Below are 24,450 nucleotides of genomic sequence, written 5' to 3' on the forward strand. Positions count from 1 at the left end.
CGATGCCGACGCCCCTCGCGGTGCCGGCAGTCTGATGTGCAGAACGTCATCGTACGAACCGGGAATTCCCGAGCCGGTCATCCGGTGGGTCAGGTCACGTGGACGGTCAAACGTCCGGTGGCCGCGAATTCACCCTACCCGCGTGCGGTAGCGGCTGTCCGAGCCGGATCCGGCCACCCCGCATTCCGGTCCGCTCACCCAGGCCCAGAGGGCGCCGCTGTTGTCGGTGAACCGGACGACCAGCGCCGGCTGGCCCTGGAACCGGGCGTAGTCGACCACGTCGACCACCAGCGGCCCGCCGCCGTGCTCGGCGCCGATCTCCTGGATGCAGTCGCTCAGCGCGGCCGGGTCGGTGAGCCGGTCGAGGCCGACCGCGTCGCCGGGCAACCGCCCACCCTCCGCCTGGCCGTCGGGCCCGGGGCCGGCGCTGAACTGCTGCGCCCGCATCGTCGGCGAGACGTCGGCCAGGGACGCGGGTGTGTAGTCCCTCCCACTGCGCAGTGTGGGCTCGCCCGCCCGGAACGGCGTGCCGGCGGGGGCGGCGACCTCCGGTTCGGTCGGCCGGGACAACGCGGTGTCGGCGGCTCCGTCCCCCTGCTCCCCGGTGAGTTGACTGACGCCCAGCCCGACCGCCGCGATCGACGCCGCGGCGAGCGCGACCGGGCCGGCCAGCCGGGACCAGCGTCGGCGCCGTCGGCCCGGCCCCGTGGTCGCGGCCCGGCCGGGCTCCGAGCGGGGTACGCCGGCAGGGCGCCGCGCGGACCCGCCGAGCGGCTGTGCCGGCACGGCCCCGCCCGACCTGCCCGTCCCCGGCTCGTCGGCCGGCAGCGCGTCGCCGCCCCCGGCCCGGGAGCGAACGTCCTCGGAGCGGGCCGGCACGGAGTCGCGCGGCTCGGGATGCACCAGGTCGGAGCGGGCCGGCGTCGGATCGAGCGGGCCAGAGTCGGGCGCGGGGGCGTTGGCCAGGGCCGCGACGAGCCGGTCGGTGACGTCCGTGGGCATCTCGGGGGCCGGGCCAGCCCAGGCGGCGGCCAGGTCGGCCCGGACGCTTGCCAGGGCCGGTGCCAGCAGCGCGTACGCCTCCGCCCAGGCCACGTCCTCGTCGACCAGCCGGGCGACGCGCGCTTCGTCCGGGGTGCCGTCCAGCGCCCCGCCGACGTAGTCGGCGAGCAGGTCGTGGTCGACCTCTCCGAACCCCCCGGCCGTCACACGTCCTCCTGGTGGGCATCCTGCCGGGACCGTCCCGACCCCGATCGGACGCCCTCGGGCGGTCGCGGGTTCCCTCCGGTGACGGCCGGCACGTTGGGGCCCGCCGCCGGGGCGGGCTGCGGCGACTCCTGCCGCTGCGGGGCGGGGCCCGGCGGCTCGGACTGCTGTGGGGTGGGCCGGGGGCGCAGGTGCCCGAGTTGCGTCGCGAGGCGGGCCCGGCCCCGGGCGCACCGGCTCTTGACCGTGCCCTCGGCGACGCCGAGGATCCGGGCCACCTCGGCCACCGGGTAGCCCTGCACGTCCACCAGGATCAGCGCCGCCCGCTGCTCGGCCGGCAGCCCGGCGAGCGCCTGGCGGACCACCAGCGCCGTGTCGTGGTCGTGGACGGGAGCCGCCGGCTCGACGCCGCCGGTGGCGGAGCCGGAGTCGCCGTCCCGGACCCCGTCCGGCAGCGGGACCGTGGGATGCGCCTGCCGGCGGCGGATCCGGTCCAGGCAGGCGTTCACGACGATCCGGTGCAGCCAGGTGGTGACCGCCGAGTCGCCCCGGAACCGGCCGGCGGCGCGGTGGGCGGACAGCAGCGCGTCCTGGAGAGCGTCGGCGGCCTCCTCGCGGTCGCCGAGCGTCCGCAGCGCCACCGCCCAGAGGCGGTCGCGGTGCCGGTGGAACAGCTCGGTGAAGGCGTCCCGGTCGCCCGCCACGTGGGCGTGCAGGAGTTCGAGGTCCGTCGGCCCGTCCGGCGGCACCGACGACGCGACCGGTGGGCCGCTCACTCCGCCCACCGGTCCACCGCCCGTCCGCTCCCCGCGTACGCCCATCACCACGTCCGGCGGGTGCGGTGCCCTGGGCGCGGCGGCCGGCTCACGATCCCTGGACCGTGATCTCCTGGACGCCGAGCTTGTAGCCGCCGTCGCTCGGGGGCAGCTCGGTGATCCAGAGCAGCAGGTAGCGGTACTTCTGGTCGGCGTTGAAGCCGTTGAAGGTCATCTTGGTGCCGTCGTGCTCCTCGAACGGCTGCCCGATCGGCTTCCCCTTGTATTCGGCGTAGAGCTGGCCGTCGCCCGTTGACGACGAGGGCGGGTTGGATGCTCCGGTGAGCAGTTCCGCGGAGGCGCCCCGGGCGGAGAGGAGCACCTGCACCGACTTGACGGTGTGCTCGCCGCCGAGGTCGATCCAGACCCCCATGCCCTTCTTCAGGTTGCCGAAGTTGGACCGGTTGTAGGTGTCGGTCTCCCAGCCCTTGTCCTCGTTGTTGTCGAAGACCTTCTCGGCTCCACCGAGCTCGTCCCGGGACTTGCTGTCCGGGTCGATGATCCGCGCCGCGCTGATCTTCAGCGGTCCGGTCGTGGTGGCGGCCGGGGTGGCTTCGCCGGCGGGCGGGGCCGACGAGGGGGCGGCGACCGGGCTGGGCCGTGGATCGTCACCGCCACGCAGCGCGCTGATGCCGACCAGCAGGCCGACCAGGGCGACCGCCAGCAGACCGGCGATGCCGATCGCGACCTTGCGGCCGCCGGCTGCGGCCAGCGGGGACGGCTCGTCGCCGGTGTCGGCGGCGAAGCGCAGCGGGCCCGTGTTGTCCAGGAACTGCTCGTCGGCCGGCACGTCCAGGCGGGCCAGCTCGGCGGCGAGCACGTCCGACGAGGGCGGCGCGATCTCGGCGTCGAGCAGGTCCATGGTGAGGTCGTCGAGGTACGCCGGCACGCCCGCCCGGACCTGCCGGGGAGCGGCGATCGCGCCGGCGGCGTCGCGGACGGCGTCGGGGATGGCGGCCCGGCCGTGGCCGGCGGTGGCGCCCCGCAGTGGGGCCTCGGCGTGCGGCCAGTGCCCGGTCAGGGCGAAGTAGAGGATCCCGCCGATCGCGCGGACGTCGCTCTGCTGGCTGTCGTCGCCGTCGGTACGCGCGTCGGCCAGCACCACCCGGCCGTCGTCACTGATCATCACCGTGCCGGGGTGGACGTTGCCGTGCACCATGCCGGTGGCGTGCACGGCGGCGAGGGCGCTGGCGACGGCGTTGCCGATGGTGGTGGCACGGGCCGGGTCCAGCGGGCCGTCGGCGGCCAGCTCGCGCAGGGACTGCCCGTCGACCCACTCGCGCACCACGTACGCCCGCTCGGCCTCGTCGATCGCGTCGTAGACGCCGACCAGGTTGGGGTGGATGACCCGGCTCGCCGCGACGGCGCCCTGGAGCATCTCGGTGGCGGAGTCGCCACCCGGGTAGCGCAGCACGACCGCGACGGGACGGCGGAGGATGACGTCGACGCCCCGCCAGACCAGCCGACCCGCGCTGTCGTTGTTGATGTGCTCGACCAGCTCGTAACGCTCGGCGAGGATCTCACCGGCCGTGGGAGCACCGAAGGTCATGACGTGCGGAGCGCTCTCCTCCGCCTCCTGACCCTCGCCGACCTGGGTCACCCGTCCTCCCTCGGTGATCGTGTCGATCGATGGACCCGCGCTGCTGGGCATGTGGCTTCCCGCTCTGCCTTCGAAGGAACCGGCCGACCGGTGTCGACGCGGAGCGTCGGCGCCTGCCGTACCCGTCGAGAGCGACCTTACCCGGGTTGACGGTCTCCCCGACATGTCATCTTCGCGCCGCTCCCGGGTCGGGCTGCCGGCTGGCGATCAACTTGTCCGGTTGCGACCGTTGTCAGCCACGTTGCTGGCACATGTACTAACCAATCTAGACGTTGACCGCAAGTGTTCGCCGGAGGGGTTGACCTGTGTGGCGGCGACGCCGACGCCCCGGGTTTCCCTCCGGCCGTGCCGCCATGCTCAGCCGTACGGCTGGTTATCCACAGGCCCTTCCGGCGGCTGAGCGGTGACTCGCGGAGTTATCCACAGGCGCATCCCCAGGCTGGTGATCCTCGTTCACAGAGCGTGCAGACCATCCGAGGGTCGTCGGCCCGCACCCGAGCGCGGCGCGTCAGCGGCCCAGCCGGCGGCGGACCATGCCGACGACCTCGGTGATCTCACCGATCCGCAGCGCCATCGCCAGCCCGAGGTAGGTCCCGCCGATCACCGCGCCACCGACCACGAGCTGGATGACCGCCTCCAGGCGGGTCGGCGTGTCGTCGCCCGGCAGCAGGGCGACCACCAGTAGACCGGCCAGCGCCGCGCCGAGCGCGGCGACCGCGACCCGGCCGAGAGTGCGCATGATCCCGCCGAGCCCGATCCGGCCGACCCGGGGACGGAGCAGCCAGGCGGAGGCGATCGCGGCGGCCAGGTAGGAGACGGCGTTGCCGATCATCATCCCGGCGGCCGCGAAGTGGGCGGCGAAGGCGGCGAAGAGCACGATCTGAACGCCGATCCGAAGCGCCACCACCGGAATGTTGATCAGCGCCGGGGTCCGGGTGTCGGGGAGCGCGTAGAAGGCGAAGGTGAACAGTTGGCTGACCGCGAACGGCACCAGCGCGAGCGCGGCCACCAGCAACACTACCGAGGTGTCGGCCGCGTTGTCGTCGCTGAACGCGCCGTAGCGGAACAGCACCACCGACAGCGGCGTGGCGAGCACGGCGTAGCAGACGGCGATCGGAGCCAGCACCGCCGAGACGGTCCGGGTGCCCCGGGACAGGTCGGCGGCGAGGTCCGCGTAGCGGCCGTCGGCGGCGGCCGCGCTCATCCGGGGCATCAGCGCCGTGATGATCGAGACGGCGATGATGCCGTGCGCCATCATCAACAGCAGGAAGACGTTGTTGTAGATCAGTGCGCCGGCGTCGCCGTCGCCCGCGCGGTTCAGCAGGTTGAACAGCACGATCAGGCCGACCTGGCTGACCGCGACGTAGCAGAACATCCACCCGCCCAGGCGGCCCAGCTCGGCCAGCCCCAGGGCGCGGAAGTCGAAGCGCAGCTTCCACCGGAAGCCGACCTTGCGCAGCGCCGGCAGCAGGCCGGCGGCCTGGATGGCCACGCCGAGCAGCGTGCCGCCGCTGATCAGCACGATCCGCCCAGGGGTCATCTGCTCCGGCCGGATGATGTCCGCGCCGAAGATCGCGATGTAGAGCCCGGCGGTGCCGATCACCACCAGGTTGTTCAGGATCGGTGCCCACATCGGCGCGGCGAAGTGCCCCCGCGTGTTGAGCACCGCGCTGATCAGCGCGCTGAGGCCGGTGAAGAAGATCATCGGCAGCATCAGGTACGACAGGTTGGTGACCAGGTCCTGGTAGTCGTTGCCGCGGTTGTCGCTGGTGTACAGCTCAGTCAGCCAGGAGGCGGCGAGCACCGCGAGCAGCGCGGCCCCGGCCAGGGTGACCACCGCGAGGGTGAGCAGCCGCTGGGCGTACGCCTGACCGCCGTCCGCGTCCGCCTTGCGCCGGCGCACCAGCACGGGGATCAGGACGCTGGTGAGGATGCCGCCGAGCAGGAACTCGTAGACCATCCCGGGCAGGATCTGCGCGGTGGTGTACGCGTCACCGACCAGCGCGCCGCCGAGCGCCGCGGTCAGCACCAGGGTGCGCAGGAAGCCCGTACCCCGGCTGACGAGGCTGCCGATCGCCATCACCGCGCTGTTGGTCGCGGCGCTGGCCTCGGCCACCTGCTCCTGCGGCGGCGCGGTCGACTCCATGGCCGGCTGGTTGAGCGGCTCGGCGGAGATGAACGTCGCGCCGTCCGACGGCCGGCCGGGCGCGGCGCCGCCCTGGGCGGCGTTCGCGCTGCGGTAGAGACCGCCGCTCATCTTGTCGCCTCCAAGGCAGAGGGGGTACGTCCGAGCCGGGCACGGGCCCGCACGTCACAGACGATAGTCAACAGTCGCCCGATACCCGCGCCCGGCGGACCGCATCCCCGCCGGGACCGATAGTCTGGCGCTCCCATGTCCGAAGCCTCCGCTCCCCACGCCGCCGACCGCCGCGAACTCACCGCCGCGCAGCGCAACGCCGTCGCCGAACTGCTCCGGGTCTCCCCGGTCGCCGACGAGCTGGGCCGCCGGTTCGCGCGGGCCGGCCACGAGTTGCACCTGGTGGGCGGTTCGGTCCGCGACGCCCTGCTCGGCCGCCTCGGCGACGACCTCGACTTCTGCACCGACGCGCACCCGGACGAGACCCTGCGCATCGTGCGCGGCTGGGCCGAGTCGATCTGGGAGACCGGCCGGGAGTTCGGCACCATCGGCTGCCAGCGCGACGGGCTGCGGCTGGAGATCACCACCTTCCGGGCCGAGTCGTACGACCAGGTCAGCCGCAACCCGATCGTCGAGTACGGCACCGATCTCGCCGAGGACCTGCGGCGGCGCGACTTCACCATCAACGCGATGGCGGTCAGCCTGCCCGAGCACCGCTTCACCGACCCGCACGGCGGGCTGGACGACCTCGCCGCCAAGGTGATCCGCACCCCGGGCACGCCCGGGGAGTCCTTCGGCGACGATCCGCTGCGGATGCTGCGCGCGGCCCGGTTCGCCGCCCAGCTGCGCTTCGCGGTGCACCCCGACGTCCACGCGGCGATGACCCTGATGGCCGCCGACCTGGACCGGATCACCGCCGAGCGGATCCGCGACGAGTTCACCAAGCTGCTCTGCGGCGCAGACCCGATCACCGGGCTGCGGCTGCTGGTCGACACCGGGCTCGCCGAGCGCTTCCTGCCCGAGCTGACCGGGCTGAAGCTCACGATCGACGAGCACGCCCAGCACAAGGACGTCTACGAGCACACCCTCACGGTGGTGAGCAACGCCGTCTCGTACGAGACCGACGGGCCGGACTTCATCCTGCGGATGGCCGCGCTGATGCACGACGTCGGCAAGCCGGCGACCAAGGCGGTGGGCCCGGACGGCCGGGTCAGCTTCCACCACCACGAGGTGGTCGGGGCCCGGCTGACGAAGGCCCGGATGAAGGCGCTGCGCTACCCCAAGGAGATCACCTCCAAGGTCACCGCGCTGGTCGCGCTGCACCTGCGGTTCTACGGCTACGGCCGGGGCGAGTGGACCGACTCGGCGGTGCGCCGCTACGTCGCCGACGCCGGCGACCTGCTGCCGCGCCTGCACAAGCTGACCCGGTCGGACTGCACCACCCGTAACCGGCGCAAGGCCGCCCAGCTCGCCGCGGACTACGACGCGCTGGAGGAGCGGATCGCCCGGATCGCCGCCGAGGAGGACCTGGCGAGGGTCCGGCCCGACCTGGACGGCAACGCGATCATGGAGCTGCTGGGCGTGCCGCCGGGGCCGGTCGTCGGGCGGGCCTGGAAACACCTCAAGGAGCAGCGCCTGGAGCGCGGCCCGCTGGACCGCGACGAGGCCGAGGCGGAGCTGCTGCGCTGGGCCCGGGACGAGGGCATCGTCGAGTAGTCGGCCACACGACCAGGGCGCCGCCCCCGGGCCGGGGACGGCGCCCTGTCGCGGCAGCGGCCACACCGCTGCCCGGTGCGTCAGCGGGTCTCGACCGCCGTGGCGTCGACCGAGGGCTTGCCGTTGCCGGGCGAGGACGACGCCGAGCCGAGCTTCGCCAGCAGGCCGGCCAGGTCGATCCCGGTCAGGTCGCTGCCGAGCTGGAGCCCCTGGGCCACGTTGCCCGCCACCGACTTCGTCAGCGACGAGGCGCCGTCGGTGGAGATGACGGTCATCTTGTCGATCGCGCCGATCGGGGCGCTGGCCGCCTCGACCACCTGCGGCAGCACCTTGACCAGCAGGTCCAGCACGGCGGCCTCGCCGTACGCCGCGAACGCCTCGGCCTTGCGGGCCATGGCGTCGGCCTCGGCCTGGCCCTTGGCCAGGATGGCCGCGGCCTCGGCCTGGCCCTCCCGCTCGACCGCCTCGGCGATGGCGGAGCGGCGGCGCTGCTCGGCCTCGCCCTCCTTGGCGCCCTCGATCGCGTTGGCCTCGGCCAGCGCGGCCCGGCGGGCCCGCTCGCCCTCACCGGTGAGCCGGGCCTGCTCGGCGGCGGCCTGGGCGGCGGCGATGACGGCCTGGCGCTGCGCGTCGGCGTTCAGCACGGCCGCGTTGCGGGCCGCCTCGGCCTCCTGCTCCACCTTGTACCGGGCCGCGTCCGCCGGCTTGCGCACCTCGGTGTCGAGCTGGCGCTGCTTGAGTTCGGCGTTGCGCTCGGCAACCTTCTGCTGCTCGGAGAGGATCGCCTGGTCCCGCTCGGCCTGGGCGAGCGGCCCGGCCGCGGCGGACTTGGCCTTGGCCGCGTCGATCTCCGCCTGGATGGCGGCCTGCTTGAGCGACAGGTTCCGGTTGGCCTCGGCGATGGCCTCCTCGGCGAGCAGCCGCTCCTGCTCGGCCTGCTGGCGGGCGCGCGCCTCGGCGATCGCCGCGTCCTTGAGCACCCGGGCCGCCTCCGGCCGGCCCAGGTCCTGCAGGTAGGAACCCTCGGCCAGGATGTCCTGGAGCTGGAAGGTGTCCAGCACCAGGCCCTGGTTGGTCATCGAGTGCTCGGCCTCCTCGGCGACCGCGCTGGCGAACGCCGCCCTGTCCCGGATGACCTCCTCGACGGTGAGCCGGCCGACGATCGAGCGCAGCGCGCCGGCGAGCACCTCCCGCGTGAAGTCCTCGATCTCGTCCTGCTGGTGCAGGAATCGCTGGGCGGCGGCGCGGATCGCGTCCTCGGTGCCGCCGACCTTGACGATCGCGACGCCGTGCAGCTCGGTGCGGATGCCCTGCTTGCTGACCGCGCCCTTGATGCCGACGTCGATCCGCCGGCTGGACAGGTCGAGCGACTGGAGCTTCTGTACCACCGGCAGGACGAAGACGGACGCGCCGAGCACGACCTTCTGCCCGGACATGTCGGTGGACCGGCCGCCGTCGGCGGTCTGGGTGGTGCGGCCCTTGCGGCCGGTGACGATGAAAGCCTCGTTCGGCCCGGCGACCTTGATCCGGGAGAGGACGAAGAGCACGAGCACGATGACGAGGAGGACCGCGCCGCCGATGGCGATGAGAAGGGGCATGTGACCGTCCTGATCTGCTATGAGGGGGTTCAGTAGGTTTCGACGTGCACGCTGGTCTCGCTGAGTGCCTCGACCACGAAGATCTGGGCACCGACCGGGATCGGTCGGTCGGCCCGGGCGTTGAGCTTGACCGGCTGGCCGGCCACCCGGACCCGGACCTCGCCGTAGCCGTCGGCGGGCACCGGGGTGACCACCAGGCCGAGCGCGCCGACCAGGTGGTGGCGGGTGGGGGTGGGGTCGGTGCGCATGTCGCGGGCCGCCCGGCTGAGCCGGGACGCCGCCCACGCGGTGGGCGCGGCGGCGACGAGGCCGCCGGTCAGCGCCACCGCGATCATCGCGGGGGTACGCCCGCCGAGCAGCTCGTTGGCGATCGCGGCGCCGAAGCCGAGCGCCCCGGTGAACCCGGCGACCGCCTCGACCGACACGGGACCGTCGAAGTCCGGGTTGCCGAAGTGCAGCAGCTCGGTGCCGAGCAGGGCGAGCGCCAGCACCGCGACGCCCGCTCCGCCGATGATGAGGAAGATCAGTGTCCCCGTGGCCACGACCTGCACCGTATCGATCTGGCGCAACGTGCCGCCGAACTCGCCCGACACGGAATCTAGCTGTTGACAAGATTCCGGCGAGCGGCCAATCTTGACAACGACAAGACGGAGGTGTCCATGTCCTCGGCAACCCTGACCACCGCCGGCATCCTGCTGATCACCGTCGTCACGGTGGCGTACGGCGGGCTGACCCTGCTCATGCACCTGACCCGGCGCAAGGCCGGCTACCTCGACAATCCGGTCCGCCGGGGCCTGTGGACCGCCGGCCACGCGCACGCCGGGGTGCTGGTCCTCTTCGCGCTGGCCGTGCTGCCCTACGTCGACCAGGCCGACGCGTCCGACGGCACCCGCACGCTCATCCGCACCCTGCTCGTGGCGGCGCCGGTTCTGATGCCGCTCGGCTTCTTCCTCTCGGTGGCCCGGCCGCAGGACACCAGGCCCAACAAACTGATCTGGCTGACCGTCGCGGGCGGCGCCAGCCTCAGCGCCGGTGCCCTGCTGCTCGGCGTCACCCTGCTCTGAGCAGGCCGTCCGGGGCGGGATGCCGGCGGCCACCCGACGGCGTCGCCGGGGCGCACCAACCAGACCGGATGCGACCGGGACAATGGAGACATGCGTTGGACCGTGCTCGACTCCCCGATCGGCGAGTTCTCCGTCGCCACCGACGGGACACACGTGTGCCGGGCCCACTTCGGCCGGGTCGGCACGGCCGACGAGGAGCCGGGCGACGAGACGGCCCGGCAGGCCGTGACGGAGCTGCGGGCGTACTTCGCCGGCGAGCTGACCGAGTTCTCGGTGCCGCTGGCGGTGCCGGGCGGTTCCGACTTCGAGCGCGGCGTCTGGCGGGAGATGACCCGCATCCCGTACGGGGAGACGCTCACCTACGGCGAGGTGGCCCGGCGGCTCGGCGACCAGGGCGCCGCCCGCGCGGTCGGGGTGGCCTGCAACCGCAACCCGATCCCGGTGCTCGTGCCGTGCCACCGGATCGTCGGGGCGGGCGGCAAGCTGGTCGGCTTCGGCGGCGGCCTGGACCGCAAGGTGAAGCTGCTCGAACTGGAGGCCGGGGTCGCCCTGCAACGCGCCTGGTCCTGACGCTGGGCCGCCGTGCGACGGGCAGGTCCTGATGCGGGTCGCTGTGCGACGCGCCTGGTCCTGATCTGGGGCGGAGCCACACCGCCGGCACCCGGCGAGGTCAGCCCGGGGCGGGCAGGCACCGGAAGAAGCACGGTGCCGGCGACCGTGCCGATCGCCCATCGTGCCGCTCGGCGGCCGGGGCGTGGGACGGACGTCACGGCGGTCAGCCTAACCGCGCGTCGCCGATCGCTCGACCCCGTGTGACGCCGGTGGTCGTCGCGCGTACGGCGGTGGGAGAGCCGGACACGGCGAAGGCCGGGTCCGTGCGGACCCGGCCTTCGGTGGTGCTGGTGGTCGGCGCGTCAGCGCTCGACCTCACCGGCGATGAACGCCTCGACGGCGGCGTGCGCGTCGTGGTCGGCGTACTGCACCGGCGGGGACTTCATGAAGTACGACGAGGCCGACAGGATCGGGCCGCCGATCTTCCGGTCCAGCGCGATCTTCGCGGCGCGGACGGCGTCGATGATCACGCCGGCCGAGTTCGGCGAGTCCCACACCTCGAGCTTGAGCTCGGCGTTGAGCGGGGTGTCGCCGAAGGAACGACCCTCCAGGCGGATGTACGCCCACTTGCGGTCGTCGAGCCACGGCACGTGGTCCGACGGGCCGATGTGCACGTCGCTCTTGCTCATCTCGTGCGGGATCTGGGACGTGACCGACTGGGTCTTCGAGATCTTCTTCGAGACCAGCCGGTTGCGCTCCAGCATGTTCATGAAGTCCATGTTGCCGCCGAAGTTGAGCTGGTACGTGCGCAGCAGCTCGACCCCGCGGTCCTCGAAGAGCTTCGCCAGCGCGCGGTGCACGATGGTGGCGCCGACCTGGCTCTTGATGTCGTCACCGACGATAGGCAGGCCCGCGTCCTCGAACTTCTTCGCCCACTCGGGGTCGGAGGCGATGAAGACCGGCAGGGCGTTCACGAACGCGCAGCCGGCGTCGATCGCGGCCTGCGCGTAGAACTTGTCGGCCTGCTCGGAGCCGACCGGCAGGTAGGAGACGACGACGTCGACCTGCGCGTCGCGCAGCGCCTGCGCCACGTCGACCGGCTCGGCGTCGGACTCCTCGACGATCTCGCGGTAGTACTGGCCCAGACCGTCGAAGGTCGGGCCGCGCTGCACGGTCACGCCGGTCGGCGGCACGTCGCAGAGCTTGATGGTGTTGTTCTCGCTGGCGACGATCGCCTCGGCGAGGTCCATGCCCACCTTCTTGGCGTCCACGTCGAACGCCGCGACGAACTGCACGTCCGAGACGTGGTAGTCGCCGAAGGTGACGTGCATGAGACCCGGGACGCGGTCGTTCGGGTCGGCGTTCCGGTAGTACTCCACGCCCTGCACGAGGGACGAGGCGCAGTTACCCACACCGACGATGGCGACGCGGACGGAGCCCATAGCGTCTGCCTCCTTCTTCTTCATCACGGCCGCTCTTTCCTGGACTCTCCAGGCGGAGGCGGGCTGTTGTCTTCTCGTCGGCCGCCGGCCGTCCCGGTTTCCGGGACCGTCGGGGCACGGCCGGAGCGCTCGTTGGCGATGAGCTCCTCCAGCCAGCGGACCTCGCGCTCACAGGCGTCCAGGCCATGGCGCTGCAGTTCCAGCGTGTACGCGTCGAGGCGTTCGGCCGCGCGGCCGAGCACGTCGCGAAGCCCCTCGCGACGCTCCTCGATCTTTCGCCGGCGACCCTCCAGGATGCGGAGTCGGGTCGCCTGGTCGGTCCGGGCGAAGAACGCGAAGTGCACGCCGAAGCCCGTGTCGTCGTACGTCTCGGGCCCGGCCTGTGCGATCAGTTGGGCGAAGCGTTCCTTGCCCTCCGCGGTGATTTTGTAGACCACCCGACCTCGTCGGCTGGTCAGCGCGGGAACCTCCTCGGCGGTGGCGGGTGTCTCGGCGGCCTCGGTGATCCACCCCGCCGCCTGCAACCGACGCAGGGTCGGGTAGAGCGAGCCGTAGCTGATCGCCGCCCGGATCGCCCCGAGCTTGGCGGTCAGCTCCTTGCGCAGCTCGTAGCCGTGCATCGGAGACTCCTGCAGGAGGCCGAGGATGGCGAGCTCGAGCACGGGCCATCCTCTCTGTACCCTCTACGCGGAGTGGTAACCGCCGCGATGTATCGGACCGATACATCGCACGCTAGCGGATCACCGTGATCAGGGCAAACCCCCGTTTCCGGGGTCCTGTGGTCACGCATCGTCACCGTGGTCGCCCCGTCCGGCGAGACCGCGTACCCTCTTCCGCATGCGTACGCAGCGCCAGGTGGTGGACTACTCGCTCCGGAAGCGAGCGGTGCTGCGTGAGCTCCTCGCCGGTCGGGTCGGCACGTACGACGTCTGCGACGCGTCGCCGTACCTGAAGAACGCCGCTCGCTACCACGGCGAGCCGACGGACGAGCGGTGCCCGATCTGCCGGAGCGAGAACCTGACGCGCGTCCACTACATTTACGGCGACGAACTCAAGCAGTCCGCCGGCCAGGCCCGGACGCTGGCCGAGTTGCCCGTGCTGGCGATGACGCTGCGTGAGTTCCAGGTCTTCGTGGTGGAGGTGTGCCTCGGCTGTGACTGGAACCATCTCGTCGAGCAGTACCTGCTCGGCCGGGACGGGCTGGCCGGGGACCCGGAGGGCGGGCCGGAGCAGGACGCGGTGGGCGGCACGGCCGCCTCGGGCACCGGTGCGGTCGGTCGACGGAGGCGAGAGGCGCAACGGTGATCCTGGCTCGATCGGCCGACCCCGGCCAGCACGCGCGCGCCCGGGGGGACCGACGGCTCGTTGGTCTGATTGGCCCGATTGATTCACAACTGACACCGGTCGACCGGCACGTGTGTGCCACCCCGGCGGGTGTCCCATCTCACGGCAAACCGGTGGCGGCGCGGTCGCGCCCCACCGCGACGGCAGGGTGTGAGGAATGAACTCGTACGGCGATCCCAGTTCCCCGCGCGGGCGGGCCCATATTCCGGGCCGGCACGGCGACTCCGGCGGTGACGCCCGCGGGGGCGGTTGGTCGGCTGCACAGGAGGGTACGGCACCTGGTCGCGCCTCGGTCGCGCCCCGGGGTGCCGCCGGTGGGCGGGCCTCGGTCGGCGGCTCGGCGTCCGTGCCGCCGCGCGGCGGTCCGGCCGCCGGATCGGCTTCGGTGGGCTCCGCCTCCGCCGGTCGTGCCGGCGCCGGCCGGGCCTCCGTCCCGGTCTCCCCGGCACCGGGCGCGGGCCGGGCGGGCGCGGGCCGCGCATCGGTGCCGGTCTCCCCGGCGGCCGGCGGATCGGCCGGCCGCGCCACGGTGGGCGCCGCGGCCGTCGGCGCCGCCTCGGCCGGGCGGGCCAGCGTCGGATCGGCGGCCGTCGGCGGCGCCGCGGGCCGGGCGTCGGCGCGGGCGAGCGTCTCGCCGGGCCCGGGTGGCCCGGGGGGCCCCGGCGGGCCGACCGGCCCGGGCCGCGGCGGTCGCGGCTCGGGCGACCCGGCCAAGGCCGCGCGGGCGAAGAAGCGCAAGCGGGTGAACATGCTGATCGCCGCGTTCGCGGTCTTCATCATGCTCGCCGGCCTCGGCGTGGTCGGCTTCACCTACTACTCGACCAGCGTCGTGCTCCCCGAGGACACCACGCCGCCGCAGGCGACCACCTTCTACGCGTTCGACAACAAGACGGTGATCGCGAAGGTCGGCACGCAGAACCGGACCCTGGTCACCATCGACCAGATCCCGCAGCACGTGCAGGACGCGGTCGTGGCGATCGAGGACCGGAACTTCTACAAGCACTCCGGTGTGGACTACAAGGGCATCGCCCGCGCCGCGTGGAACAACCTGACCGGCGGCCACCGGCAGGGTGCCTCGACCATCACCCAGCAGTACGCCCGCAACGCGTACGACAGCCTGGAGGGCGACACCTACGCCCGGAAGGTCAAGGAGGCGATCTTCGCCTCCAAGTTGAACGACGAGTACACCAAGCCGCAGATCATGCAGCACTACCTGAACATCATCTACCTCGGGCGGGGCGCGCACGGCATCGAGGCGGCGGCGCAGACCTACTTCGGCAAGCCGGCGAAGAACCTGAGCGTCGCCGAGGGGGCGGTCCTCGCCGCGCTGATCAAGCAGCCCGAGGCGGGCGCGGGCCACAAGGGCTACGACCCGGCGGTCAATCCCACCGAGGCCAAGTCCCGCTGGGACGACGTGATCCACGCCATGATCGAAGAGGGCATGCTGAACGCCCCGAACAAGCCGGCGGCGCCGACCGCGTACCCGGTGGTGAAGAAGCCGAACCAGGGCGGCGCCGGCATCGACTTCGGCGTCAACACCCCGTACGGCAACGTGATCAACTACGTCAAGCAGGAGATGCGGGACCAGGGGCTCTGCGTCGACGACGAGACCCAGGTCACCGACAAGAAGAAGCTCTGCTCGCAGGCGCTGATGTCCGGCGGCTACCGGATCCGCACCACCATCGACACGAAGATCCAGAAGGCGGCGGTCGAGACGGCCCAGCGCAAGACCAAGGGCTCCGAGCTCGCCGGCCAGCCGAAGAACCTGATGGCGGCGGTGGTGGCCGTCAACCCGGACAACGGCCGGGTGCTCGCCTACTACGGCGGCGACAACGGCACCGGCACCGACTACGCCGGCAAGAACACCGACGCCAATGGGAACGTCACCGGCGGTCACTCGCCGGGCTCCAGTTTCAAGATCTACACACTGGCAGCGGCCCTGAGGGAGGGCAAGGCCCTGGAGTCGCGCTGGAAGGGCCGAGGGTTCACCCCGGAGGGCACGGAGTTCAAGGTCAGCAACGCCGGCGACGACAACCCGGACTGCGGCGACTCCTGCACGCTGAAGGTTTCTACGTTGAAGTCGCTGAACGTGCCCTTCTACCACGTGACCCAGGAGATCGGGCCGGACAAGGTCATCAAGATGGCCGCCGACGCCGGCGTCACCACCATGTGGCGGACGGACACCAACCCGGCGAAGGCGTACGACCTGACCAAGACCGATCCGAAGAAGATCGCGCCGAGCCCGTTCTTCCACGTGGTCGGCTACGGCCAGTACCCGGTCACCGTCCTCGACCACGCCAACGGCGTCGCCACCTTCGCCAACGAGGGGGTCTACAACAAGGCCCACTTCCTCTACTCGGTGGAGGAGCGGGACGAGGTAACCGGTAAGTGGAAGAAGGTCGGCGGGGAGAAGCTCAACCCCAAGCAGCGCATCGAGAAGGACGTCGTGGCCGATGTGACCTCGGTGCTGGAGCAGTACCCGGCGCAGGTCAACCACCGGTTGGAGAACGACCGTAAGGCGGCCTCCAAGACCGGCACCTGGGAGCAGAAGCCGGACAGCCCGGAGAACGGCGACGCCTGGATGATCGGTTACACGCCACAGATCGCCACCGCGGTCTGGGTCGGCAACCTGCAGAACCGACTGCCGCTCAAGCTGAAGGACGGCCGTCGGGTCAGCGGTTCCAACCTTCCCGGTGACATCTGGGAGCGGTTCATGGAAGAGGCGCACAAGACCTCAGACAACTATCGGGAGAAGAAGGATTTCCCGCCCGCGGCGAACATCGGCGACCCCGACTCCGGCAACGGCGAGACGCCCCCGCCGTCCCCGCCCCCGTCCCCGCCGAACTGCCCCAACCCGTTGAACCCGTTCTGCCCGCCGGACGGCAACAACGGCGGTGGCAACAACGGCGGCGGCAACAACCCGGGCGGTCCCACCAGTCCCACCGACCCGAACGATCCTCGGCCGGGTGGCGGCGGTGGTGGGCTGATGCCGAGCATCACACCACGGCCCGGCGACGACTGAGCCACGAGCGCCGCCGGCGGCCGGACGACCTGTCCGGCCGCCGGCGGCGTTTCCGCGTACCGACGTGTCGGGTGCTGAAGGGGACGCGGAGGCCGGTCGTACGGCAGGATGCACCCTCATGAGCACGCAGCCGACGCGAGGCATCGACGACGCCGGTGCCGCCGACCATCCGTCCCGGTCCGACGGCTTCGTCCGGGGCGTCTCCGGCGTCATCGGCGGCCCGCTGGGCGACCACGCCGTCGCGCTCGACCGGCCCGCCGGGCGGGAGAGCCGGTTCTGGACGGCGGCCAGGATCGTCCTGGCCCTGGTCTGCCTGACCCTGGCGCTGCACTGGGTGCAGAAGTCGCCCTGCCAGGACGGCGCGTGGCAGAACAACGTGCAGTACACCCGGTTCTGCTACACCGACGTGCTGGCGCTCTACTACGCCGAACGGCTCAACGAGGGCGCGGTGCCCTACCGGGACCACCCCGTCGAGTACCCGGTGCTCACCGGCTACTTCATGGGCGCGCTCGGCCTGCCCGTGCACGCCCTCGGCGAGAGCGACCCGGGGATCAACCAGGGCCAGTGGTTCTACAACCTGAACGCGCTGGTGCTCGGCGCGCTGGCGGTCGCCACGGTGGCGGTGATCCTCGCCCTGCGCCGCCGACGACCCTGGGACGCCGCGCTCTTCGCGCTCGCCCCCGCGCTGATGCTCACCGCCACGGTCAACTGGGACCTCCTCGCCATCGGGCTGGCCGCGTTCGGCCTGTTCGCCTGGGCCCGCAGCCGGCCCCTGCTCGCCGGCGTCCTGCTCGGCCTCGCCGGGGCGGCCAAGATGTGGCCGCTGTTCGTCCTCGGCCCGATCCTGGTGCTGGCGCTGCGTGCCGGGCGTCTCCGCGCCGCCCTCACCGCCTTCGGCGCGGCCCTGGTGTCCCTGGTCGCCGTGAACCTGCCGGTCGCCGTTCCGTACCGGGAGAACTGGGACCGCTTCTTCGAGCTGAACTCGACCCGGCCGATCGACTGGGGCACCCTCTGGTACATCGGGCGCTACCTGGACGGAAAGGTCGGCAGCGCCAACCCCGCCGATCTCGGGCCCTTCGAGTGGCTGAACGTCAACATCCCGGCGCTGAACGCCCTGTCGTACGCCCTCTTCGGGCTGGCCTGCCTCGGGGTGGCCGCGCTGGGGTTGCTGGCGCCGCGCCGCCCACGGCTCGCCCAGCTCGCGTTCCTGGTGGTCGCCGCGTTCCTGATCTTCAGCAAGGTGTGGTCGCAGCAGTTCGTGCTCTGGCTGCTGCCGCTGGTGGTGCTGGCCCGCCCCAAGTGGGGCGCCTTCCTGGCCTGGCAGGTGGCCGAGGTCTGCTACTTCGCGGCCTTCTACGGGGAACTGCTCGGCGCGTCGACCGGCAAGCCGGTCTTCCCGGAGGGCGTCTTCGTGCTGGCGGCCACGCTGCGCCTGACCACCGTGGTGGTGCTCTGCGTGCTGGTCGTGCGGGAGATCCTGCGGCCGGAACTCGACCCGGTGCGGGCCACGTACGCCGACGACCCGGATGGCGGTCTCCTCGACGGCGCGCCGGACGCACCCTGGCTCGACCGCTGGCGACGCCGGCCCACGGCCCCCGCCGAGCCGGCACCCCTCCCGGCGTGACCCGTCCTGCCGGCCGCCCGGAGGTGACACCTCGGGGCGGCCGGCGGCACGCGGGTCAGAGCCGGTAGACCACCACCTGGCCGAGCTCCTCGCGGGTGATGCCGAGGCCGTCGACCGGCGCGTCGACCGTGACCTCCCACGGCGTGCCGGAGATCTGGTCGCGCATCAGCAGCACGTTGCGGACACCGAGGACGCGCAGGTAGTCGACGCTGGTCTGATCCGGGAAGGAGAGCGTCACCCGGCGCACCTCGTCGAGCTGGTGCGGAGTGAAGCCGCTGCCCCCGTTGACCACGTCCTGGAACCTGGTCGTGGACCAGAGCATCACGGGCTGGTCGAGGTTCTGGCTGCTCGGCAGCACCAGCAGCGGGCCGTCCACGGTCCGCATCGCGGCGGGCTGCTGCGGCACGACCGGGTGCGGCGTGACGTTCAGGCCCTCGGCGATCACCAGCACCAGCGGCAGCAGGGTGGCCAGTCGCAGCCACGGGCCCGGCCACGAGGGGATCCGCTCGGCGCAGATCTCCCGCACCCGCGTGGCGAACGCGCTGACCGCGCCCGCCGCGAGCAGCCCGAGCAGCAGCGTGGTCCAGAGCATCAGCCGGCCGGGGGTGCGCAGGCCGCTCCACCCGGGCAGGTGCTCGAAGAGCGGCACGTAGGTGTACGTGCCGTCGAAGAACCGGGTGCCCATGGCGAGCACCATGGTCACCACCACCCCGGCGAGCAGCAGCAGCCGGTGGCGCAGCTTCCAGACGGAGAAGAAGAGCCCGCCGGCGGCGAGCGCGTAGAGCACGAACCCGGGCAGCAGGGTCATCTCCGGGTGCCAGGGCAGCGCCGCCCGCGCGCCCTCGTGCAACTCGCCCCAGATACGCGACTCGGCAGGCGCGGTGAGGAAGCCGCTCGCCGGCGGGGAGAAGATGCCGATGTCGGCGACCGTCCGCTCCGCCTGCGGGTGCTGCTCCTTCACGGTGAAGTACGGAACCGCCAGCAGCGCGCCGACGCCGGCGAAGAGCAGCCCGCCGACCAGGTCCGCGGCCAGCAGCCGGCGCCCGAACGGGCGCTTCACGGCCCAGAACCAGGTTCGCCGGACGTACCAGGTCACGGCGGCGACGACCACCGTGCCGCCGAGGAAGTACGCGAACGGCAGGCCGATGCCGAAGCCCAGGCTGAGCTGCCAGGCGGCCACCAGCCAGCCGGTGTAGACCCAGCCGTCGTGCCGGCGCTCCGGGCGGTAGCTGTGGCGGAGTGAGTAGCCGTGCCCTCGCGCCAGCATGGCCAGCGCCAGCGGGATGCCGCCGTTGGAGATCACGTGCAGGTGCCCGGCCTGCGCGAGCAGCCAGGGCGCGTAGGCGTAACCGACCCCGGCCACCGCCCCGCCGATCCGGCCCGCGCCGAGCTGGCGGGCCAGCGCGTACGCCCCGAGCGTGGCGAGCGCGTGGGCCAACACGAACATGATGTTGTAGCGCAGCACGGCGGCCTCGGGGCCGGTGCCGATCATGCCCGCCGGGGCGTAGCCGAGCAGCGTGTCGGAGAAGGCGAAGCTCCAGTCCTCCGGGAAGAAGGTGTTCGACTGCCAGAGCTGCGCCGGGTTGGTCAGCAGGATGTGCCCGGACCAGGCCATCTGCCACGCCTGCAGGCTCGGGTCCCAGTAGTCCTGCGGGAGGGTGTGCAACGGGTAGCGCAGGGTCGGCCAGGTCATCAGGACGGCCAGCGCCAGCGAGCCGAGCGTCGCGAGCGTCCACTCGTGGATCAGCACGCGACCGACCGCCCGGGCGGCACGCCGTACCCAGCTCGGCCGGGGTTCCGGGGCGGACGCGAAGGCGGCCCACCGGTCCGGCTTCCCCGCCTCCTTGCCGCCCTCCTCGGCCTTGCCGCTCTCCATGCCGTCGCCGTCCTTGTCGGTGCCGTCCTTGGTGGCACCGGCCTTGTCCGTGCCGGCCTTGGCGGCACCGTCCTCGCGGTCCTTGCCGTCGGCGTCCTTGGCCCTGCCGTCACCGGTGGTGCTGCCGTCACCGGCGGCGGCCTTGGCGTCGCCGCCGGTCGTGACGTCGTCGCTGGCTCCGGCGTCACCGGGCTTGGTGCCGGCGTCGCCGAGCCTGGTCCTGGCGTCTCCGCTGTTCGTGGCGTCGCCGGCCTTGTCGCCGGTGCCGCTGACCGTGCCCGGCCGGTCGTTGTCCCTGCCGCTCGTGCCGCGGGCGTCCCTGGTGGCCGGGTCCTTGTCGGCGGAGCGGGTCCCGGCGGGAGCACCGGCCGTCGGCGCGGTGCCGCCACCCGTGTCGCTGGCCGGGCCGGCCGGGTCGGAGACGTTCGCGCGCGCGGCGTCGGTGGAGGTGGTCGGGCCCGAGGGTGGGCCGGCCGGCGCGTCGCCGCCGGAAGCCGTCGACCGGTCGGCGGCGGGGTGGGGGCCGCCGGTGGCGGACTGGTCGGTCGTCATCCGGCGGGGCTCTCCGCGCCGAGCCGGTCACGCAGGAAGGTGATGTCGGCGCCCTGACCCTCGACGCCGCCCGGGGTCTCGACGATCACCGGCGCGCCGGCCGCGCGGATCACCGCCACCAGCAGTTCGGGGTCGATCGTCCCGCCGTCGAGGTTGTCGTGCCGGTCCTGCCCGGAGTTGAACGCTCCCTTGGAGTTGTTGGCGTGCACCAGGTCGATCCGTCCGGTGATCGCCTTGACCCGGTCGACCAGACCGAGCAGCTCCTCGCCGCCGGCGTGCGCGTGGCAGGTGTCCAGGCAGAAGCCCACCTCGTAGTCGCCCACGGCGTCCCAGAGCCGGGCCAGCGCGTCGAGCCGCCGGGCGCACGCGTTGTCGCCCCCGGCGGTGTTCTCGATCAGGACCGGCAGCTCGAAGCCGCCCGAGTCCGCCGCGTACGCGAAGGTCTTGCGCCAGTTGTCGAACCCGACGGCGAGGTCGTCCCCCGCGTTGACGTGCCCGCCGTGCACGATCAGCCCCTTCGCGCCGATGGCGGCGGCCGCCTGGGCGTGCCCGAGCAGCAGCTTCCGGCTGGGAATGCGGATCCGGTTGTTCAGGGTCGCGACGTTGATGACGTACGGCGCGTGGACGTAGAGGTCGACGTCCGCCGCCCGCAACTGCTCCGCGTCCTCCCGGGGCTTCGGGGCTTTCCACCCCTGCGGGTCGGCGAGGAAGAACTGTACGGCCCCGGCCTCTCGGGCCGTCGCCTCCGCCAGCGGGTCGGTCGAATCGACGTGGGCTCCGATACGCATGCACGGGAGCCTACGTCGCCGTGCCGACAGCCGGGCGACGGCGGCGGTGGGGAGTGGGAAGCGTGCCCGCGTCACCTCCCGGCGTCGGCGGTCGTTGATGCGAGTGGGATCCACGGTTGGTGCTCCCGCGCGAGGCGGCCGCAGGTCGCCCGCCGGGTGGCCGCGCCGTCCGGGAAGCGGGGGCACCCCCGTCGCGCGGCCCGGCGCGACGGGGGCCGGCCCCGGAACCGGTACCCGGGCCGGCCAAAAATTTCGGAGAAATCCGCCATTTACGCCAACAAGGGTCAAGAGCCGTTGTAACGTCAGGTAACAACACGATAAAGCTCCGCGGGGCGTCCCCGGTCCAACCTCATCGGTGTGGTCGTTCCTCCCCAGGTCCCACCCAAGGAATGCGGACGGGACGCCCCGCGGCCTCGTGCACGGGGGCTCGCATCGACAGTGACGTCGAGGCGGGCCCCCGTCGCCTCTGCCCGGGGCGGGGTGGACCGACCACCCCGGGCATGATCGTCCGGACCGGGTATCCTGGTCCGGTTGTCCGCGTCCGGCCGGGTCCCCCCGGGACCGGCGTGGGCCACGACGCACGACCTCCTGCCACGGAAGGACCGTGGCCGCTTAGCCCACAGGAGGTGAGCACGTCTTGCGTCATTACGAGATCATGGTGATCCTCGACCCCAGCCTCGAGGAGCGCACCGTCGCCCCGTCGCTCGACACGTACCTGAACGTGATCCGGACCGCGGGTGGCTCGGTGGAGAAGACCGACGTGTGGGGCCGCCGGCGCCTCGCGTACGAGATCAACAAGAAGGCCGAGGGCATCTACGCCGTCATCGACCTGCAGGCGACGCCTGCGGCGGTGGCCGAGCTGGACCGTCAGCTGCGGCTCAACGAGTCCGTGCTGCGCACCAAGGTCATCCGGCCGGAGATGCGCTAAGCATTCAACCCGGTTCACCCGGACCAGCCTCACCGGTGCTGTCAGAGGGCTCTGAGAGCCTGTACGGCAGAACTGATGAGTGCGCGAGGAGATGGTCATGGCAGGAGACACCACCATCACGGTCATCGGCAACCTGACCGATGACCCCGAGTTGCGGTTCACCCCTTCCGGTGCTGCGGTCGCCAAGTTCCGGGTCGCCTCGACGCCCCGGTTCATGGACAAGGCGTCCGGCGAGTGGAAGGACGGCGAGCCGTTGTTCCTCTCGTGCACCGTCTGGCGGCAGGCCGCCGAGCACGTCGCGGAGTCGCTTCAGCGCGGCGCCCGCGTGATCGTGTCCGGCCGGCTGCGTCAGCGGTCCTACGAGACCCGTGAGGGCGAGAAGCGCACCGTCATCGAGCTCGAGGTCGACGAGATCGGCCCGTCGCTGCGCTACGCCACGGCGAAGGTGCAGAAGATGTCCCGCTCCGGCGGCGGTGGCGGCGGCTTCGGTGGCGGTGGTGGCCAGGGCGGCGGAGGCAACTTCGACGACCCCTGGGCCTCGGCCGCTCCGGCACCCTCGCGCGGTGGTTCGGGTGGCGGAAACTTCGACGAGGAGCCCCCGTTCTAATGGCGCCGAGCGCCCGCGATCGCAAACCAGGAGCACGAGCAATGGCCAAGGCCGCTGCACTTCGCAAGCCGAAGAAGAAGGTGAACCCGCTCGACAAGGACGGGATCACCTACATCGATTACAAGGACACCGCGCTGCTGCGCAAGTTCATCTCCGACCGCGGCAAGATCCGCGCTCGGCGGGTGACCGGCGTGACCTCGCAGCAGCAGCGGCAGATCGCCCGTGCGGTCAAGAACGCCCGCGAGATGGCGCTCCTGCCGTACACCGCCACGGCCCGCTGAGAGGAGGCACCGATATGAAGATCATCCTGACTCAGGAGGTGTCCGGCCTCGGTGCCCCGGGCGACATCGTCGAGGTCAAGAACGGCTACGGCCGTAACTACCTGCTGCCGCAGGGCTTCGCGATCGCCTGGACCAAGGGTGCGGAGAAGCAGGTCACGGTCATCAAGCGGGCCCGCTCGGCCCGGGAGATCCGCGACCTCGGCCACGCCAACGAGGTCAAGGACCAGCTCGAGGGCCTCAAGGTCAACCTGAAGGCCCGTGCCGGTGACGGTGGTCGGCTCTTCGGGTCGGTCACCCCGGCCGAGATCGTCGAGGCCGTCAAGGCCGCCGGCGGCCCGGCCCTCGACCGTCGTCGGCTGGAGCTGCCCGGTCACATCAAGTCGACCGGCTCCTACCCGGTGCGGATCAAGCTGCACCCCGAGGTGACCGCCAAGTTCGACCTCAACGTCGTCCAGGGCTGACGCCTCACCACAGCACCACGACAGGGCCCGCACCGACCGGTGCGGGCCCTGTTCGCGTCCGACAAGCCGGCCCGGCCGGGTAGTGGCGCGTCAGCCGATCGGCTGCCCGGTGACCGCGCTGATCATGACCGTCGAGACGCCACCGCCGACCACCGCCGCAGCCAGCGCCACCGTGGCCGAACGCCAGGTGGTGCCGACCCGGTGCAGCAACAGCGTCACGACCAGCCTGCTGGCCAGCGCCAACCCGAATCGCGGCAGGCCCGATGCCAGGGAACCCAGCGCCCGCGCCCGCGGCGAGTCGCAGCCCCCGCCGCTGATGTCGGTGACGCAACCCGCCGGCGCCTGCTCGTCCAGGGTCGACAGCCAGGCGAAGATCAGCACCGCCGCCACCACGTAGCAGGCGGCGGTGTAGAGCAGCGGCCGCCACGGCCCACCCGGATCGGCGTCGATCAGGTCGTCCTCGACGCGGCGGCTCCGGGCTTCCGCCCCGGCGGCCTAGACCCGACGGCGTACGGCTGCCGAGGTCGACGCCCGCGACGGGGCGACCGGCTCGGACGCCCGCCGTCGCGGCGCCATGACGGTCAGGCGTAGGAGGTTGTCGCCGATCCGCGTGCCTCCCGGTCCTCGGCCCGGTGGCGCCCCGAGTAGCCCCGCTCCTGCGGTCGGTCGAACGTCCACTCCCCGGTGTGGTCCGACTCCGGGACCGCGCCGCCCGCCGGGGTCTCCCGCCAGGTCGTCTCGCTGACCCGGCGCCAACGGCTCGTGGTCTCCGTGGTCCGCCAGCCGCCACCGGACCGGCGGCGGTCGAGGTCGTCCTCGTCGTCTGGGGCGGCGTGC

21 protein-coding genes are annotated in these 24,450 nt (G+C 72.3%); 10 read left to right on the plus strand and 11 right to left on the minus strand.

The features are described from left to right. Positions 1–129: 129 nt before the first annotated feature. From ABZ793_RS01705 to murJ, 4 genes are all read right to left on the minus strand, one after another. Positions 130–1,209, minus strand: a complete 1,080-nt coding sequence (locus tag ABZ793_RS01705; RefSeq protein ID WP_357450267.1) for a hypothetical protein — start codon at positions 1,207–1,209, stop codon at positions 130–132. Further along, the gene (gene sigM / locus ABZ793_RS01710) at positions 1,206–2,027 is read right to left on the minus strand and encodes an RNA polymerase sigma factor SigM (RefSeq protein ID WP_357450270.1); all 822 of its coding nucleotides are present in this window, start codon (positions 2,025–2,027) and stop codon (positions 1,206–1,208) included. The genes ABZ793_RS01705 and sigM overlap by 4 nt, the downstream gene beginning before the upstream one ends. 43 nt (positions 2,028–2,070) lie before the next feature. Then, positions 2,071–3,672 (minus strand): protein kinase family protein, encoded by a 1,602-nt coding sequence (locus ABZ793_RS01715; protein WP_357450273.1) that lies wholly within the window; start codon positions 3,670–3,672, stop codon positions 2,071–2,073. A gap of 457 nt (positions 3,673–4,129) precedes the next feature. Beyond that, positions 4,130–5,878, minus strand: coding sequence for a murein biosynthesis integral membrane protein MurJ (gene murJ, locus ABZ793_RS01720; RefSeq protein ID WP_357450276.1), 1,749 nt, complete (start codon positions 5,876–5,878; stop codon positions 4,130–4,132). Between the two features lie 135 nt (positions 5,879–6,013). Here murJ and ABZ793_RS01725 point away from each other — a divergent pair, with 135 nt between their 5' ends. Beyond that, entirely contained in the window at positions 6,014–7,474 is a 1,461-nt protein-coding gene (locus ABZ793_RS01725) for a CCA tRNA nucleotidyltransferase (protein WP_357450279.1), read from the plus strand. Between the two features lie 80 nt (positions 7,475–7,554). Here the strand turns inward: ABZ793_RS01725 and ABZ793_RS01730 are convergent, their stop codons facing one another. Then, positions 7,555–9,072 carry an SPFH domain-containing protein gene (locus ABZ793_RS01730; protein WP_357450283.1) on the minus strand — a complete coding sequence of 506 codons (1,518 nt, stop codon included), beginning with the start codon at positions 9,070–9,072 and terminating at the stop codon, positions 7,555–7,557. Between the two features lie 29 nt (positions 9,073–9,101). Further along, entirely contained in the window at positions 9,102–9,623 is a 522-nt protein-coding gene (locus tag ABZ793_RS01735; RefSeq protein ID WP_357450629.1) for a hypothetical protein, read from the minus strand. 108 nt (positions 9,624–9,731) lie between these two features. On the opposite strand from ABZ793_RS01735, the gene ABZ793_RS01740 reads away from it, so the two are divergent. After that, positions 9,732–10,136, plus strand: a complete 405-nt coding sequence (locus ABZ793_RS01740; RefSeq protein ID WP_357450286.1) for a hypothetical protein — start codon at positions 9,732–9,734, stop codon at positions 10,134–10,136. Between the two features lie 90 nt (positions 10,137–10,226). Continuing rightward, the gene (locus tag ABZ793_RS01745; RefSeq protein WP_357450289.1) at positions 10,227–10,706 is read left to right on the plus strand and encodes a methylated-DNA--[protein]-cysteine S-methyltransferase; all 480 of its coding nucleotides are present in this window, start codon (positions 10,227–10,229) and stop codon (positions 10,704–10,706) included. A gap of 344 nt (positions 10,707–11,050) precedes the next feature. Here ABZ793_RS01745 and ABZ793_RS01750 read toward each other — a convergent pair whose 3' ends face one another. Together ABZ793_RS01750 and ABZ793_RS01755 are read right to left on the minus strand one after the other, a co-directional pair. Further along, a complete protein-coding gene (locus ABZ793_RS01750; protein ID WP_350677805.1) occupies positions 11,051–12,130 on the minus strand; it encodes an inositol-3-phosphate synthase in 1,080 nt (359 codons plus the stop codon). Between the two features lie 23 nt (positions 12,131–12,153). Next, positions 12,154–12,792: a PadR family transcriptional regulator gene (locus ABZ793_RS01755; RefSeq protein WP_350677787.1), complete on the minus strand. Its 639-nt coding sequence runs from the start codon at positions 12,790–12,792 to the stop codon at positions 12,154–12,156. A gap of 175 nt (positions 12,793–12,967) precedes the next feature. Between ABZ793_RS01755 and ABZ793_RS01760 the strand changes: the two genes are divergently transcribed. From ABZ793_RS01760 to ABZ793_RS01770, 3 genes are all read left to right on the plus strand, one after another. Next, on the plus strand, positions 12,968–13,435 hold the full coding sequence (locus ABZ793_RS01760; RefSeq protein WP_357450292.1) for a DUF5318 domain-containing protein: 468 nt from the start codon (positions 12,968–12,970) through the stop codon (positions 13,433–13,435). A gap of 196 nt (positions 13,436–13,631) precedes the next feature. After that, on the plus strand, positions 13,632–16,496 hold the full coding sequence (locus tag ABZ793_RS01765) for a transglycosylase domain-containing protein (RefSeq protein WP_357450296.1): 2,865 nt from the start codon (positions 13,632–13,634) through the stop codon (positions 16,494–16,496). Between the two features lie 118 nt (positions 16,497–16,614). Beyond that, positions 16,615–18,120 (plus strand): glycosyltransferase 87 family protein, encoded by a 1,506-nt coding sequence (locus ABZ793_RS01770; protein WP_357450300.1) that lies wholly within the window; start codon positions 16,615–16,617, stop codon positions 18,118–18,120. A 55-nt stretch (positions 18,121–18,175) separates the two neighbouring features. Here ABZ793_RS01770 and ABZ793_RS01775 read toward each other — a convergent pair whose 3' ends face one another. Both ABZ793_RS01775 and ABZ793_RS01780 read right to left on the minus strand, forming a co-directional pair. Then, positions 18,176–20,548, minus strand: coding sequence for a hypothetical protein (locus tag ABZ793_RS01775; RefSeq protein ID WP_357450303.1), 2,373 nt, complete (start codon positions 20,546–20,548; stop codon positions 18,176–18,178). Next, positions 20,545–21,336: a deoxyribonuclease IV gene (locus ABZ793_RS01780; protein ID WP_357450306.1), complete on the minus strand. Its 792-nt coding sequence runs from the start codon at positions 21,334–21,336 to the stop codon at positions 20,545–20,547. The genes ABZ793_RS01775 and ABZ793_RS01780 overlap by 4 nt, the downstream gene beginning before the upstream one ends. Before the next feature lie 637 nt (positions 21,337–21,973). Here ABZ793_RS01780 and rpsF point away from each other — a divergent pair. From rpsF to rplI, 4 genes are all read left to right on the plus strand, one after another. Continuing rightward, on the plus strand, positions 21,974–22,264 hold the full coding sequence (gene rpsF, locus ABZ793_RS01785) for a 30S ribosomal protein S6 (protein WP_076468436.1): 291 nt from the start codon (positions 21,974–21,976) through the stop codon (positions 22,262–22,264). A gap of 79 nt (positions 22,265–22,343) precedes the next feature. Then, positions 22,344–22,871 (plus strand): single-stranded DNA-binding protein, encoded by a 528-nt coding sequence (locus ABZ793_RS01790; protein WP_176731587.1) that lies wholly within the window; start codon positions 22,344–22,346, stop codon positions 22,869–22,871. Positions 22,872–22,912: 41 nt separating this feature from the next. After that, positions 22,913–23,152, plus strand: coding sequence for a 30S ribosomal protein S18 (rpsR, locus tag ABZ793_RS01795; RefSeq protein WP_007073789.1), 240 nt, complete (start codon positions 22,913–22,915; stop codon positions 23,150–23,152). Between the two features lie 14 nt (positions 23,153–23,166). Then, positions 23,167–23,613 carry a 50S ribosomal protein L9 gene (gene rplI / locus ABZ793_RS01800; RefSeq protein WP_357450312.1) on the plus strand — a complete coding sequence of 149 codons (447 nt, stop codon included), beginning with the start codon at positions 23,167–23,169 and terminating at the stop codon, positions 23,611–23,613. A 90-nt stretch (positions 23,614–23,703) separates the two neighbouring features. Here rplI and ABZ793_RS01805 read toward each other — a convergent pair whose 3' ends face one another. Beyond that, positions 23,704–23,994, minus strand: a complete 291-nt coding sequence (locus ABZ793_RS01805; protein WP_357450315.1) for a hypothetical protein — start codon at positions 23,992–23,994, stop codon at positions 23,704–23,706. Between the last annotated feature and the right edge of the window lie 456 nt (positions 23,995–24,450).

Origin of the sequence: Micromonospora sp. NPDC047465, from assembly GCF_040643125.1 — a bacterium.
In the GTDB taxonomy this organism is placed as follows: Bacteria; Actinomycetota; Actinomycetes; order Mycobacteriales; family Micromonosporaceae; genus Micromonospora.